Here is a 15716-nt window from a genome sequence, read left to right on the forward strand (position 1 = left end):
GAAACCTACCATAGAAATATGATAAGGCGCTGGGTGCTTAGCCTACAGATAATGAATAAAAATATTATTTCAGTAAAAGACCTCTATATTGGAGGCAAAATGATTGCTTTTATTAAAGGCAATCGTAGTGTTAATTCAAAGAACATTTCAAGAAAGAAAAAGTCCTTTGAGAAATTTGGAATGAATCTTGTCCCTTTAATGTATGTAGACGGACAAAAAGCGGTAAATGACGGCTGTACTTTGGTGCATCCTATTACGAAAGAGGATATACCGGATGAAGAAGCAAGTAAGTATGTTGCCATTGTTGAGGGACAACATAGATATACGGCAGCCGAAGAAACAGGTTTAGATGAAGAAAAGCTGTTCTTGTATGAATGTTACAGCAATGAGAACACTAAAGAGATTCTCTCTGAAACAAACACAATTACTGACCCGTGGAGTGGTGCAGATTATGCTAATGGCGCGGCACTATTTAATCCCCAAAATGAGTTGGCAAAATTTACAAAAGAACTTGCCGATTTAGGTTATCCAACCACTACGATAGGTTATATTGCTTGTTTTGCTCCTGGTAAGTTGGGAAAGACAGCATACTGTAATTTGATTGCAGGTAAAGAAATAAAAACAGATTATAATCTGGAGCGTGCTAAATACTTTTTGGATGCAGCACGAACTAAATTTGACAATTCCTTTATCGCTAAAAGATACTTGATTACTGTAGTTGCCGACCTGTCTACAGAACATGGGTATAAACTTGTTTGTGACGCTTTAAAACAAATGCCAGATGCTATAGTAAAAAGAGTCCTAGAAGCTAAAAGTGAAGAGAAACAAAGTATATTGAAAATGACCTTAGAAAGTCTACTCAATAAATAATTAGAATATAGCCAGTTGTCAGTGATGATAGCTGGCTTTTTTATCTCTATTACAAGTGATGCCAAGAAATTATAATAGTGAATTACCTAGTCACTGTTGTGTTGGAAAAATGTCGTATAGAATATTCTGATAGGATAAATGTTTTATTTTAATTGCTTTCTTTTCTTAAATAATTGGTTGTTATGGCTAGAAGATGTATTTTTGTAGTGGTTGAAATGAGATGTTGTCACAGAATTTAATAACCGATTATGTAATTGCTTGATAATCAATATAGGTAATAAAGATAGCTTGTTTTTATTACTTTTGCCGTATTAACAAGCGAAATATTTCCAAAAAGATGCGCAAAGTATACTACATCTATAATCCACAGACCCAGACTTATGATCGAATTTACCCTACCGTACGGCAGCGTGCGCTTAGTATCCTGCGTCGGCTTTTCTATGGAATGGGGTTGGGAGCAGGTTGCTTTATTGTATTGCTTTTGATTTTTGGTTCTCCGTCGGAGAAGGAATTAAGAATTGAAAACAGCCGTCTTTTGGCGCAGTACAATGTGCTTTCCCGGCGTTTGGACGACGCTATGGGGGTGCTTCAGGATATTCAGCAACGTGACGATAATCTGTATCGAGTGATTTTACAGGCAGATCCTGTTTCTCCGGCTATTCGTCAGGCAGGTTATGGCGGGACGAACCGTTACGAAGAACTGATGGATTTGGCGAATGCCAAGCTGGTGGTGAACACGACTCAAAAATTGGACGTGCTTTCCAAAAGGCTTTATATCCAGTCGAAATCTTTCGATGATGTGATTGATATGTGTAAGAACCATGATGAGATGCTGAAATGTATTCCGGCCATACAGCCTATTTCGAATAAGGATCTTCGTCAGACAGCATCCGGTTATGGTACACGTATCGATCCTATTTATGGTACGACAAAGTTCCATGCAGGCATGGACTTCTCTGCTCATCCGGGAACGGATGTATATGCTACCGGAAACGGAACAGTGGTGAAAGTGGGATGGGAAACCGGATATGGTAATACCATTGAGATAGATCATGGCTTCGGGTATCTCACTCGGTATGCTCACTTGCAGGGATTTAATACGAAAGTCGGAAAGAAAGTGGTACGTGGTGAGATTATCGGAAAAGTGGGTAGTACAGGAAAAAGTACCGGTCCGCATCTGCATTATGAAGTGCACGTGAAAGGGCAGGTAGTGAATCCGGTCAATTATTATTTCATGGATTTGAGTGCCGAAGATTATGAAAAGATGATTCAGTTGGCAGCCAATCATGGTAAAGTATTCGATTAAAATCTTAAAACAGGAGTGTTATGCTTAATACAGACAAAGAATTGAAGCTATATTATTCAATAGGGGAGGTTGCCGACATGTTCGGAGTCAATCCGTCATTGCTCCGTTTTTGGGAAAAGGAATTTCCGCAAATCTCTCCTAAGACAGCGGGAAGAGGAATACGTCAGTACCGCAAAGAAGACGTAGAAACGATCGGTCTTATCTATCATTTGGTAAAAGAAAAGGGCATGACACTTCCCGGTGCCCGGCAACGTTTGAAGGATAATAAAGAAGCTACGGTTCGTAATTATGAGATTGTAAATAAGCTGAAAGCGATAAAAGAAGAGCTTTTGGCTATTAAACGCGAATTGGATGGACGGGAATAAATAAATGCTAATCGATCATGGATTCGATAGGCAAGAAACCTCATAACAAAATGAACGGTGAACAATTTGCATGATACTGCAACTTATTCACCGTTCATCGTTTTCTTATTTACCGTTTGAAAGCTATTCTTCTACACGGCTCACCTGTTTGATATTCTGTATTTTCTTCAGATTGTTGCAGATGGTTTTTACATCATCCACATCATGTACCCATAACTGAATTTTTCCTTCAAAGATACCATCTTCGGTTTCGATGGTTAGCTTACGGATATTTACATTGAGCTGCCTGGAGATAACCTGGGTGACTTCATTCAAAAGTCCCATATTGTCTATACCTTTTATATATATATATACCAGGAAAGATAATTCTTTGTGTGTATCCCATTCTGTTGCTAATATACGGTTGCCATAACTGCTCTTCAGTTTGGCGGCAACAGGGCATTGGCGTTTGTGGATAATGATCCGGTCGTTTTCATCCACATATCCCAATACATCATCACCGGGAATAGGATGGCAACATTCGGCCATGATATATTTCTTCTGCAAACTTTCTTCCGTCAGTTTGAGCACCTCTTTCGGGTTGATTTTTTCTTTTTCCTGCGGTTCTTTCTCTTCCTGCTTCTCTTTGCTATTGCCGAAAGAGAAAGTCAGATATTTCTTCCAGTTACTGGTTTGCTTTTCTTTCAGTTCATTCTTGTCCGCTTCTCCCAAAACGATTGCTTTACTGCCAATGGCAGCCAGCAGTTCTTCCTCATTCTTGGCATTATGCAGTTTGCGTAGCTTTTCGATAACAGCTTCTTCCGGACGGACTTCCTCCTTTTTCAGAAACTCACTAAGGATTTCTTCTCCTATCTTCTGGTTTGCTTTACGCTCTTTGCGGAGAATGGCTGCTATCTTGGCGCGGGCACGGGCAGTGGTTGCAAAAACTTCCCATTGCGGTTGTACGCGTTGCGATTTTGAAGTAAGGATTTCAACTTGGTCACCACTTTGCAATTTGTGGCTCAACGGCACTAATTTATGATTGACTTTGGCGCCAATACAATGGCTACCAATATCCGTGTGCAGGGAAAATGCAAAGTCGAGAGCCGTAGAGTTCTGCGGCATAGTCTTCAGTTCGCCTTTAGGAGTGAACACGAATATTTCAGAAGCAAATAAATTTAGCTTAATGGTATCCAGAAAGTCAATGGCATCCGGTTGCGGATCATCTAATATCTCCTTAATCGTTCTTAACCATTTTTCCAATTCACCTTCATCCTCGCTGCCTCCTCCTTCTTTGTATTTCCAGTGGGCTGCGAAACCTTGTTCGGCAACGTCATTCATCCGTTCACTACGAATCTGGACTTCAATCCATTGTCCGTTGTTACCCATCAGAGTGACGTGCAATGCCTGATAACCATTAGCTTTAGGATGGCTAACCCAATCGCGCAAACGGTCCGGGTGGGGTTTGTATATCTTGGAGATAGAAACGTAGATATCGAAACAGTCATTGAGCTCTTCTTCTTCATTACGTGGTTCGAAGATGATTCGAACAGCCAGTAAATCGTATATTTCTTCGAAAGGAACATGTTTGGTCTGCATCTTGTTCCAGATGGAATAGATTGATTTTACACGGGCAAGTATCCGGTATTTCAATCCCATCTTATCCAGTTGGGTACGAATCGGGGCCGTGAAGTCGTTGAAAACCTTGTCACGTTCAGCGGCAGTAGCATTCAACTTCTCCTCTATTTCCGCATATTCTTCGGGATGTTCATATTTGAAGCTTAGATTCTCAAGCTCCGTTTTTATCTTATAAAGCCCCAAGCGGTTGGCAAGTGGAGCATAGATGTAAAGCGTTTCGCCTGCAATCTTATATTGCTTGTTGGGTAACATGGAACCAAGGGTACGCATGTTGTGCAAGCGGTCTGCTATCTTGATAAGAATGACCCGGATGTCGTTCGACATGGTGAGCAGCAACTTCTTGAAGTTCTCTGCCTGTGCCGAAGCGCGGTCACCGAAGATTCCACCGGATATTTTAGTCAGTCCGTCCACAATCTGGGCGATCTTCGGACCAAAGATATTCTCGATGTCTTCCACTGTGTAATCAGTGTCCTCTACCACATCATGCAGCAAGGCTGCACATATAGAAGTGGAACCGAGACCTATTTCATTGCATACAATGCTGGCAACGGCAATCGGGTGCATAATATAAGGTTCGCCCGAACGGCGTTTGATACCTTTATGCGCCTGATTGGCAAAGTTGAAAGCCTTCGTAATGATTTCAACTTTTTTGCGATGCTTAGTATTGAGATAATCATTCAGTAGTTCGTGGAACGCCTGATTAATCATCTCTTCGTCAGCTATTTCTTTGGGGGCCAGATTATCCATAATTGTTATCCTTTCACTTGCTTAGTTCTGCAAAAATAAGCAAATTTCCGAACGATGCAAGCAGGAAGTTATTTATTTGTATATTTTCAATCGTTTTCCTGCTGCAATTTTAGTGCTAGACATTCCATTCCACCTTTGTATATCCTTAATTGTGACACCATACTTTCTGGCAATAGTGGATAAAGTGTCTCCACTTTTTATTGTATAATAGGTCAGATTTCCCTTACCGGCAACTGCTGATGTCGTTTTGCGGGTTGCAGGTGTAATATCCTTTACAGCAACAGTTTTCCGGTTGCGGAACAACTCATCGGCACGATGCGTATAAATCGTATCTTGCTTATCGATAAAAGTACTGATCGCGTCAATAGGCAGTCTTAACGTATAAGGTTTGCTGTCACCCGGAATCATTTGCTTCTTATATTGCGGATTCAGACTCTTGATCTGATCCAGAGGTACATTACAAAGGTCAGCGATTTGTTCGAAGTGCAGATTTTTGTTTACTTGCACTGTGTCAGTACTTGCCGGAATATTAGTTTCCATCGGGCAGATATTGTGATCGCAGTAGTAAGTCATCACATAGTTGGCAGCGATAAAGGCAGGCACATAGCCACGTGTTTCTTTAGGCAGATAATTGTAGATTTTCCAATAATCAGTTTCGCCATTGGCACGGCGGATTGCCTTATTGATTGTACCGGGGCCACAGTTATAAGCAGCAATTACCAGGTTCCAGTCTCCATAGATATCATACATTTCTTTGAGGTAACGTGCGGCAGCCCAAGTCGCTTTAATCGGGTCACGGCGTTCATCTACCAGGCTGTTTGATTCCAAACCATAGATCTTACCTGTACCAATCATAAATTGCCACAGACCGGAAGCACCTGCACGTGATACGGCTGATGGGTTCAACGCAGATTCGATAATCGGCAGATATCTTAGTTCCAGTGGAAGTCCGTATGCATCCAGTGCTTCTTCAAAGATCGGCATATAGAAGTTGCAGGCACTTAGCATGAAAGAAACCTGATTGCGCAAGCGTCCTGCATACATATCGATGAATTTGCGGATAATATCATTATAAGGCATTTCCATGATGGCCGGGATGCGTGACAAGCGGTCGATATAGACAGAGTCACTGAATAAAGGATTGATTTCAGCCGTACTGCAATCCTTGCCTAAATCAATATAATTTTTAGCTTTCCAGTCATTCAATAGACTGTCAAGTGGATAAGTCATACTTTTAGGCAGGTCGATGCTTTCTTTGCGTTCAGTTCCATTTTCACGAATCACTACATCTACACTTTGCGCTTTTACCTGCGACGTGGCCACTAGTAAAAGAAAAATAATCGAACAATAGTTAACTAATTTCTTCATGCTTCAATAATAAGATCAATCTAAATTGTGTTTTTTAAAATCGTAATACGCATTGCAGACCAACCGACTTGTTTTTAAAACTGTTGGAGCGGAACTGGTTGTTATTATCAATAACGGCCGGCTCTACTTTCATACTCAAGTCGGGGGTTATATCGAAGTTGGATAACTCCGCATCTACATAAGCGTCGATGATAGAGATCAGGTAAACTCCGATAAATGCAAATATACTAAGGTCCCGATAACGACGGAACATATCTTTTCTTCTTTTTAGTGTGTTTTTTAGCTGCTCCTCATTATAAGTGGAGTTCGGGGGCAACAAATCTTCGTAACTTTTGGTATTCGGATTGCTGTCCATGATGTCCAGATAGGCTTGCGAATAGTCTTTGTACATCTTGCCGTTCCAGCTTAAAGCGTAGGCACAACCTGCAAACCCTCCATATATAATAGGTAGTTTCCAGTATTTACGATTGTAAATCTGTCCTCCACCGGGGAATACGACTGCCAGCCACGTTGCTTTGGTCGGATTCGGGATAAATATTTTCTTGTTAATATCTTGAGCAGGTGGCGGCACAGTGTCGGTCTTTACAACAATGGAGGCAGGTTGCTCTATCTTTTTCAGCTCTTTCTTGTTGGCTGCATCCAAGCTGTCCGCTATCTGTATTTTAGCAGCTGACAAACTGTCGATGGCCGGAAGTTCTTTGGATGGTATGATTTGGATAGAATCCTTCTTCACCGAGTCCTGTATAATCGGATCACGATGCCTTCGTGCACGGGCTTTCGGCGCTTCGCGCTGTATGATTGTTGTATCTTTCCGTGCCGGAGTAACAGTGGATTGTGCATACACATCAATCCCTGCCACCTGTAAAAAACAGAGAAGCAGGGCGCTGACTAGTAACTGATATTTCTTACTTTTTCTTGTCATTTACTTCTTTAGCGTATCGAAGATTTCCATGATACGTTCCAGTTCCTCCTCGTTACCGAAAGGAATACTGATCTTGCCTTTTCCCTTTTCAGAGCAGGTGAGTTGTACCTTGGTGTTGAAAAAGCCGGAGAGTTGTTGCTTCAATAAGTTGAATTCTTCAGGAAGTTTGCCACGTTTGGGTGTTATTTTCCGTGTGCCGCTTTTCACAGCTTCTCCTTCGCTTAATGATTTAACAATTTCTTCTACTTTGCGGACTGAATATCCGTGTTCTTGTATTTCTTCGAATATTTTAACTTGTAGTTTAGGGTCGCCTAATGAAATCAGCGCACGGGCATGTCCCATGTCCAGCTGCTTGTTTTGCAGGGCCATCTGTATTGGAGCCGGCAATTTCAGTAAGCGCAGGTAGTTGGCGATCGTCGTTCGTTTCTTTCCGATACGTTCGCTAAGACGTTCCTGTGTCAGTTCGTACTGATCGAGCAGATGCTGGTAGGCAAGTGCGATTTCTACGGCATTCAGGTCTTCACGCTGGATATTTTCAATCAGCGCCATTTCCATCATGTTTTCGTCGTCGGCAGTGCGTATATAAGCAGGGATTGTTTTCAGTCCTGCTCTTTGTGATGCACGATAACGACGCTCTCCCGCGATGATCTGATACTCATCGTCCGAGAGTTTGCGTAAAGTGATAGGTTGGATGATACCGATTTCCGCAATGGAATCAGCCAGTTCCTGCAATGCTGTTTCGTCAAACTCACGGCGGGGCTGGTTGGGATTGACAGTAATCTTTGCCAGCTCTATTTCATTAATGGAAGAAGACCCTTCGGTTTTCACATCATCCATTGAGAGCAAGGCGTCGAGACCACGTCCTAATGCATTTCTTTTTTGTGTTGCCATATCTTCTTCTTTCTTTTATTTATTTCGGTTGATAATCTCTTTAGCAAGGGCCAGGTGATTTTTGGCGCCGGTAGATTCCGCATCGTAAAGGATGGTCGGGACACCGTAGCTGGGAGCCTCGCTCAATTTCACATTTCGTTGAATAACGGTGTTGAATACCAGTTCCTGGAAATGACGTTTCACTTCATCGTAAATCTGATTAGCCTGACGCAGACGAGAATCATACATTGTCAGTAAGAAACCTTCGATTTCTAAAGCCGGATTCAGTTTCGACTTGATGATTTTGATGGTATTCAACAATTTGCTGATACCTTCAAGAGCAAAATATTCAGCTTGAACGGGGATAATCACGGAGTCGGCTGCCGTTAGGGCGTTGATCGTGATTAGTCCTAATGAAGGAGAACAGTCTATCAGAATATAGTCATATTCTTTCTTCAAAGGCGTGAGTACTTCTTTTAGTATCTTTTCTCGGTTTGGGAGGTTCAGCATTTCAATCTCTGCTCCTACGAGATTGATGTGCGAAGAGATTACTTTCAAAGAATCAATCTCCGTATCAAGGATAGCGTCCTGCACGTTGGCTCTGTCAATAATACATTCATAGATAGTGCATTCCGACTGCTTGATGTCTACTCCCAAACCGGAAGAGGCATTAGCTTGCGGGTCGGCATCTACTACGAGTACCTTTTTTTCCAGTGTAGCAAGTGAAGCTGCGAGATTAATCGTAGTCGTTGTCTTTCCTACACCGCCTTTTTGATTGGCCAAAGCAATAATTTTTCCCATATTCTCTAAATTTATTGGCAGCGAAATAAGTGATAAATCCTTAGAGCGCCTACGAAAAAAGAGAAACTTTGCAATTTCTGTTGATAAGTCGCCTGTTTTGTTAATAACTGTCGGACGAAACAGTTACAAAACTTCAACAGGTTCATCATCTTCTTTTCTCTTTAACGAGCTTGCAAATATACATATTTATATTGGATATCTATTTCTTTTTTTGCTCGCTTGCAGAAGATTAAGATTTGTAAACGGGTAGGAGTGGGGCGGAAAGAGACTTTTCGATCTGATGTAGGGAGGTGTTTGGCGGTACGGCTTCTTTTTGTTACTTTTGTGCGAATATAAAAAAGGAAAGGATTGAAGATATGGAAAATGAAAAGCCGTTGATACTTGTTTCAAATGACGATGGCGTGATGGCTAAAGGGATTAATGAACTGGTGAAGTTTCTTCGCCCTTTGGGAGATATTGTGGTAATGGCACCTGATGCTCCGCGCTCGGGCAGTGGTTGTGCGCTGACGGTGACGCAGCCTGTTCATTACCAGTTAGTAAAGAAAGAAGTAGGTTTAACTGTTTATAAATGTTCGGGAACACCGACCGATTGTATCAAATTGGCACGGAACACAGTGCTCGACCGGACACCGGACTTGGTAGTCGGCGGTATCAATCATGGAGACAACTCTGCCACTAACGTGCATTATTCCGGCACAATGGGAGTGGTATTCGAAGGCTGTTTGAATGGAATCCCTTCTATAGGCTTCTCTTTGTGCAATCATGCACCCGATGCCGATTTTGAAGCTACCGGACCTTATATTCGCAGTATTGCCGCCATGGTACTGGAAAAAGGACTTCCTCCTTTAACCTGTCTGAACGTAAACTTCCCGGATACGACCGATATCAAAGGAATCAAAATCTGTGAACAGGCAAAAGGTCGTTGGACGAACGAATGGGCTGCCTGTCCCCGTCTGAACGATCCGAATTATTTCTGGTTGACCGGTGAATTTACCGATCACGAACTTGAAAATGAGAGGAACGATCATTGGGCTTTGGCAAATGGCTATGTTGCTATCACTCCGACCACGGTTGATGTGACAGCTTATCACTTTATGGATGAACTTAACAAATGGTTTAGTTAACTATCAACTATCATGAAGTATTATCTGATTGTCGGCGAAGCTTCCGGCGACTTGCACGCTTCTCATCTGATGGCTGCCTTAAAGGCAGAAGATCCGCAGGCTGATTTCCGGTTTTTCGGAGGTGATTTGATGGCTGCCGTCGGAGGAACGATGGTGAAGCATTATAAAGAACTGGCATACATGGGTTTTATTCCCGTGTTGCTCCATCTGCGCGCTATCTTTGCAAATATGAAGCGTTGTAAAGGAGATATTGTTTCCTGGCAACCGGATGTTGTTATTCTGGTGGACTATCCGGGATTCAATCTGGATATAGCCAAGTTTGTTCATGCAAAGACACAGATTCCGGTTTATTATTATATTTCTCCGAAGATATGGGCGTGGAAGGAGTATCGTATCAAGAATATAAAACGAGATGTAGACGAACTTTTCTCCATTCTTCCTTTTGAAGTAGAGTTCTTCGAAGGAAAGCATCAATACCCCATCCACTATGTTGGTAATCCTACCGTGGATGAGGTGGCGGCTTATCAGAAAGCTCATCCGAAAAATAAGGATCAGTTTATTGCGGAGAATCAACTGGAAGATAAACCGGTAATAGCTCTTCTTGCAGGTAGCCGGAAACAGGAAATCAAAGATAATCTGCCGGATATGTTGAAGGCTGCTTCTGCTTTTTCCGATTATCAGCTTGTTCTGGCGGGTGCTCCTGCCATTGCTCCCGACTATTATAAAAAATATGTAGGAGAAGCGAAAGTGAAAATCATTTTCGATCAAACCTATCGTTTGTTGCAGCACGCAGATGTGGCTTTGGTCACTTCAGGCACGGCTACTCTTGAGACGGCATTGTTCCGTGTTCCCCAAGTCGTTTGTTATTACACTCCGATAGGGAAAGTGGTTTCCTTCTTGCGGCGTCATATCTTGACCGTGAAATTTATTTCGTTAGTTAATCTGATTGCCGACCGTGAAGTGGTAAAAGAGTTGGTGGCGGATACGATGACCGTGAAGAATATGCAAAATGAATTGAAAAATATCATTGAAAATGAAGCATATAGAAATGAAATGCTTTTGGGATATGAATATGTGGCGGAACGGTTGGGACCTGCCGGTGCTCCCCGTCATGCAGCTCGTGAAATGCTGCGCTTGTTGAAAAAATAACTTTCTTTTTCTGAATAAACGTAAAGCCGATGCAGTAATTGCACGGCTTTTTTATTTATTAAGCAGAAGACTAAAAAAAGAAAGGAAAAAGATATGAAAAAATTTAAGTGGCTTTTAGGAATGTTGTTATTGGTATTAGTGCCAATGTTGCAATCATGTGATGATGATGGTTATTCTATCGGAGATTTCAGTTGGGATTGGGCGACCGTTCGGGCAACCGGTGGAGGAGGTTATTATTTGGAAGGTGATCGTTGGGGATTGATTGATCCGGTTGCTACTTCCATACCTTGGTTTAAACCGGTGGACGGTGAACGTGTAGTGGCCTTTTTCAATCCTTTGTATGACATGGAAGGAGGAAAAGGAGTTCAGGTGAAAATGGAAGGTGTACAGGAATTGTTGACAAAGGAAGTGGAAGATATGACCACAGAGGAAGAAGCGGTGGAATTCGGCAATGATCCTATCCTGATTTATCAGGGTGACATGTGGTTGGGAGGAAAATTCCTGAATGTTATTTTCCGTCAGGAGCTGCCTCGCTCGGAGAAACATCGTATCAGCCTTGTGCAAAATAAGATAGAAACGGGAGAACCATCAGAACCGGGAACATTGAATGTAGCTGAAGATGGTTACGTACATTTGGAACTGCGTTATAATACGTATGAGGATGTGACTGACTATTGGGGATGGGGACGAGTTTCTTATAATCTGGAAAAGTTCTTCCCAACGGAAAAAGATGCCGAATCAACAATGAAAGGTTTTAAAGTGACTATAAATTCAAGAGAACATGGAGAAGGAAGAGTGATCGTTCTTGATCTGGAACATCCGGTAGGTGTGCCGGAAGCTGCGAAGGATGTACACTCCACTTCTTCGATCCGATAACCTAACTATGATTTACTGTGTGTGAAAAAGGTCGGGATACTTCTATCGAAGTTCCCGACCTTTTGTATTGTGTGCAATTCTAATCGATGAGAAAAACTCCTGTTAGGACCACGTTAATGCATATAGGTAAACGACTGCTGCCGGTATGGCCATCAAAGAACTATCAAACCGATCGAGCATCCCTCCATGTCCCGGAAGAATATTTCCCGAATCCTTTACGTGCAATTGGCGTTTTAGCAATGACTCCGTCAGGTCGCCCCATGTACCGAATATAACCACAGCTAATGCCAGTCCTGCCCATTCCATCATTGACATAAATGGGAAGTAGTGAGCAAGTATAAAAGACACTCCGATTGCTACAACTCCGCCGCCGATAGAACCTTCCCATGATTTCTTGGGAGAGATGCGTTCAAAGAGTCGGTGTTTGCCTATCAGTGACCCGATGCAATAAGCACCCGTATCATTCAGCCAAAGGAAAATAAAGATGGATAACGGTAGAATCGGATTATAGCTTATGCTACTGAATTCCGATGCCGGATCATTATGGAAAGCCAATACATTCAGCAAAGCAAAAGGCAGACCGATATAAAGTTGGCTAAGCATCGAATAAGCCCAGTTAAGTACCGGGTTCTCCTTTTTCAGATACAACTCGCTAATCATCATGTAAAGCAATAAAAGCACATACGGGATGAATATTTTCGAATCGGCTGCATCAATGCAGAATCCCATGATTGCGAGGAATAAATAAGCCCCGCCGAGCATATTAATGGTCTTGTTTATCTTGACTCCTTCTGCGCGCATATTTACCAACTGTGCAAACTCATAAATAGTCAGTGCACTGATAACGGTGAACAGAATGCCAAAACTGAATGCGTCATAAAGGATGCACCCTACCAAGATGGCAACGAAGAGTACACCCGTAATAGCTCGTTTTATGAAATTGTTAATCAAAATCTATTCGTTTTAATTAGTTGGACCCGTTAGCTTGTTCTTCTCCATTGGACTTACCCTCTACGGTAACTTTGCCTTCCACTGTAACCTTGTTACCTGCTGCGGCAACTTTGGTGTCAATGGGGGCTTGCTCCTCTGCAGTATTTTCAGCTTCTTCTTTGATTTCTTTTTCTTCTTTTAACTTTTGGGCAAGTTCCCTTTCAGCTCTTGCGGCATCCAGGCTTTCTTTAGCAGCCATGATTTCTTCCGAACGCGAAGCCCAGGGGCGTTTGCCGAAGATACGTTCAACGTCTTCCGCAAAGATTACCTCTTTGTCAATCAGTAATTGCGTCAGTTCGTTGTGACCTTCTTTGTGCTCTGACAGAATTCTCTTGGCGCGGTCATACTGCTCGTTCACCATTCTCTTGACTTCTTCGTCAATTAGTTCGGCTGTCTTTTCGCTGTATGGACGGTTGAAAGAATATTCATCGTTGTTGTAATAACATAAATTCGGCAGCTTGTCGCTCATACCTAAATAAGCAATCATACCGTATGCCTGTTTAGTCACTCTTTCCAAGTCGTTCATGGCACCAGTTGAAATGCGGCCGAGGAATAAATCTTCAGCGGCGCGTCCTCCTAAAGTAGCACACATTTCATCCAACATTTGCTCCTTAGTAGTAATCTGACGTTCTTCCGGCAGATACCAGGCAGCTCCTAATGCACGTCCGCGGGGAACGATAGTTACCTTAATCAACGGATTGGCATATTCCAATAACCAGGAGATAGAGGCGTGTCCTGCTTCATGCAAAGCGATGGAACGTCTTTCAGCTTCCGTAGTAATCTTGGTTTTCTTTTCCAGACCACCGATGATGCGGTCTACCGCATCCAGAAAGTCTTGCTTGCCTACAAATTTCTTTCCGTGGCGGGCAGCGATCAATGCAGCTTCATTGCAGACATTGGCGATATCCGCACCCGAGAATCCCGGAGTTTGGCGAGCCAGCAAGTCTACATCAACACTATCGTCTATTTTGATCGGGCGCAAATGCACACCAAATACTTCTTTACGTTCATTCAAGTCGGGCAGATCCACATGTATCTGACGGTCAAAACGTCCTGCACGGAGCAATGCTTTATCAAGTACGTCTACACGGTTAGTAGCAGCAAGGATAATTACACCGCTGTTGGAACCGAAACCGTCCATCTCTGTCAATAACTGGTTCAAGGTGTTTTCGCGTTCGTCATTTCCTCCCATTGCAGGATTTTTGCCACGAGCACGTCCTACGGCATCAATCTCATCAATAAAGACGATACAAGGAGCTTTCTCTTTGGCCTGTTTAAACAAGTCGCGAACACGGGATGCACCTACACCCACAAACATTTCCACGAAGTCAGAACCTGCCAGTGAGAAGAAAGGAACATTAGCTTCACCCGCCACAGCTTTGGCAAGCAAAGTTTTACCGGTTCCCGGAGGGCCTACCAGCAATGCTCCTTTGGGTATCTTACCTCCCAAATCCGTATATTTCTGCGGTTCCTTCAAGAACTCTACAATTTCCTCTACCTCTTGTTTCGCTTCTGCCAAACCCGCTACATCCTTAAATGTAATCTTGATGGCTCCACCTTTTTCAAAAAGCTGGGCTTTTGATTTTCCTACGTTAAATACACCGCCGGGGCCACCACTGCCACCTCCGCTCATACGGCGCATGAAGAAGATCCATAACGCTACAAGCAAGACAAGCGGGAGTATCTGGATCAGGATTGCGGGAAAAATATCCGATTTGGGCGGATAGTCGGAAGAACCGTCAAAATGACCGGCTTCCTTTTCTGCCTGCAAAAACTCTTCCAGTTTATCGGTAGATGGCGTTCTACTTGTAATGATAGGGTTACGTCCCACTTTGGTAGAGTCCGCTCCAAAAACAGCCCCTACAGCAGTCGGTTTAAGAAAAGCTTCTATTGACTTATCTTCATAACCCAATACTTTGCTTACATAGCCCTTTTTTACGTAGTCCTGAAACTCACTGTAAGTTACAGCTTTGCTTCCAGCTCCCTTTGAATCACTGCCCCACCAGAGGCCGAGAAGCATAAGGGCAATAATCATATACATCCAGTTCAGGTTGAACTTAGGCATATTAACCTTATTGTTAGGTTTATTGCTATTGTTATTATTGCTATTATTATTGTCCATAATCATTAATTAGTCTAAATCGGGGATTTGAGTAAGTTTGGCATCTGCCCAAAGGTGTTCAAGATTATAAAAATCTCTTGTCTCCGGTAAAAAGATGTGTACCAGTACATCGGCATAGTCCATTGCCACCCATTCAGCATTCCGGAGTCCATCGATTGCATAAGGTTTGCTATCCGCACCTTTGCGTGTAAATTCCTTGATTGAATCTACAATGGCACTCACTTGACTGGGAGAATTTCCCTGACAGATAACGAAATATTTACAGATGGTATCTTCTATGCTGGTTAAATCGGCAACGATTATCTTTTTACCTTTTTTCTCTTGAATTCCTTCTTTTATTTTTTCAATTAATACTTTAGTATCGTTCATTCCTGTAATTGGGATTAATAATTCATGTTCTCTATTTGTTTATAACAAAAAAAGGTGACCCTTTGTTTCTGATAATAAACGTGATATTTTTGACAAATATACGCTGATTTATTGGATACAAGAAAGTTATCCCTCAATTTTTGTGTTTTTTAGTGGAGATACTTTTGTTTGGAAAGCTTATTTGGACATTTTTGCAAAAAAAATATCGGATTTGTTTTGA

The 15716-nt window shown here is 42.4% G+C and carries 14 protein-coding genes; 6 read left to right on the forward strand and 8 right to left on the reverse strand.

Going from position 1 to position 15716, the window contains the following annotated elements; genetic code table 11:
• From DXA54_RS22090 to DXA54_RS22100, 3 genes are all read left to right on the forward strand, one after another.
• Nucleotides 1-870 (forward strand): hypothetical protein (locus DXA54_RS22090; RefSeq protein WP_243647673.1); only part of this gene is annotated, 870 nt, incomplete at its 5' end.
• Nucleotides 871-1207: 337 nt separating this feature from the next.
• Complete coding sequence (locus tag DXA54_RS22095) at nt 1208-2176, forward strand: M23 family metallopeptidase (RefSeq protein ID WP_004305395.1); 969 nt, start codon at nt 1208-1210, stop codon at nt 2174-2176.
• Between the two features lie 20 nt (nt 2177-2196).
• On the forward strand, nt 2197-2541 hold the full coding sequence (locus tag DXA54_RS22100) for a MerR family transcriptional regulator (RefSeq protein WP_004301384.1): 345 nt from the start codon (nt 2197-2199) through the stop codon (nt 2539-2541).
• A gap of 123 nt (nt 2542-2664) precedes the next feature.
• Here the strand turns inward: DXA54_RS22100 and DXA54_RS22105 are convergent, their stop codons facing one another.
• From DXA54_RS22105 to DXA54_RS22125, 5 genes are all read right to left on the reverse strand, one after another.
• Nucleotides 2665-4905 (reverse strand): RelA/SpoT family protein, encoded by a 2241-nt coding sequence (locus DXA54_RS22105; protein ID WP_008776780.1) that lies wholly within the window; start codon nt 4903-4905, stop codon nt 2665-2667.
• Between the two features lie 72 nt (nt 4906-4977).
• Nucleotides 4978-6273 carry a lytic transglycosylase domain-containing protein gene (locus DXA54_RS22110; RefSeq protein WP_004301388.1) on the reverse strand — a complete coding sequence of 432 codons (1296 nt, stop codon included), beginning with the start codon at nt 6271-6273 and terminating at the stop codon, nt 4978-4980.
• A gap of 34 nt (nt 6274-6307) precedes the next feature.
• The gene (locus DXA54_RS22115; RefSeq protein ID WP_004301390.1) at nt 6308-7195 is read right to left on the reverse strand and encodes a DUF5683 domain-containing protein; all 888 of its coding nucleotides are present in this window, start codon (nt 7193-7195) and stop codon (nt 6308-6310) included.
• Nucleotides 7196-8086: a ParB/RepB/Spo0J family partition protein gene (locus tag DXA54_RS22120; RefSeq protein WP_004301392.1), complete on the reverse strand. Its 891-nt coding sequence runs from the start codon at nt 8084-8086 to the stop codon at nt 7196-7198.
• 15 nt (nt 8087-8101) lie between these two features.
• Complete coding sequence (locus DXA54_RS22125; protein WP_004301394.1) at nt 8102-8866, reverse strand: ParA family protein; 765 nt, start codon at nt 8864-8866, stop codon at nt 8102-8104.
• A 356-nt stretch (nt 8867-9222) separates the two neighbouring features.
• Here DXA54_RS22125 and surE point away from each other — a divergent pair, with 356 nt between their 5' ends.
• The 3 genes from surE to DXA54_RS22140 all read left to right on the forward strand — a co-directional run bounded on the left by surE (nt 9223) and on the right by DXA54_RS22140 (nt 12015).
• Nucleotides 9223-9990 carry a 5'/3'-nucleotidase SurE gene (gene surE, locus DXA54_RS22130; protein ID WP_004305393.1) on the forward strand — a complete coding sequence of 256 codons (768 nt, stop codon included), beginning with the start codon at nt 9223-9225 and terminating at the stop codon, nt 9988-9990.
• A 12-nt stretch (nt 9991-10002) separates the two neighbouring features.
• Nucleotides 10003-11139, forward strand: coding sequence for a lipid-A-disaccharide synthase (gene lpxB / locus DXA54_RS22135; protein ID WP_120080684.1), 1137 nt, complete (start codon nt 10003-10005; stop codon nt 11137-11139).
• 93 nt (nt 11140-11232) lie between these two features.
• Nucleotides 11233-12015, forward strand: coding sequence for a NigD-like protein (locus tag DXA54_RS22140; RefSeq protein WP_120080686.1), 783 nt, complete (start codon nt 11233-11235; stop codon nt 12013-12015).
• Nucleotides 12016-12117: 102 nt separating this feature from the next.
• On the opposite strand, the gene DXA54_RS22145 is transcribed toward DXA54_RS22140, so the two are convergent.
• From DXA54_RS22145 to rsfS, 3 genes are read right to left on the reverse strand one after another with little or no spacing between them, the layout of a single operon-like run.
• Complete coding sequence (locus tag DXA54_RS22145; protein ID WP_008650610.1) at nt 12118-12966, reverse strand: phosphatidate cytidylyltransferase; 849 nt, start codon at nt 12964-12966, stop codon at nt 12118-12120.
• A gap of 16 nt (nt 12967-12982) precedes the next feature.
• Nucleotides 12983-15127: an ATP-dependent zinc metalloprotease FtsH gene (gene ftsH, locus DXA54_RS22150; RefSeq protein ID WP_008650613.1), complete on the reverse strand. Its 2145-nt coding sequence runs from the start codon at nt 15125-15127 to the stop codon at nt 12983-12985.
• 9 nt (nt 15128-15136) lie between these two features.
• A complete protein-coding gene (gene rsfS, locus DXA54_RS22155) occupies nt 15137-15496 on the reverse strand; it encodes a ribosome silencing factor (RefSeq protein ID WP_008650615.1) in 360 nt (119 codons plus the stop codon).
• Between the last annotated feature and the right edge of the window lie 220 nt (nt 15497-15716).

It is taken from the genome of Bacteroides sp. OF03-11BH (assembly GCF_003604005.1).
Taxonomy (GTDB): domain Bacteria; phylum Bacteroidota; class Bacteroidia; order Bacteroidales; family Bacteroidaceae; genus Bacteroides; species Bacteroides ovatus.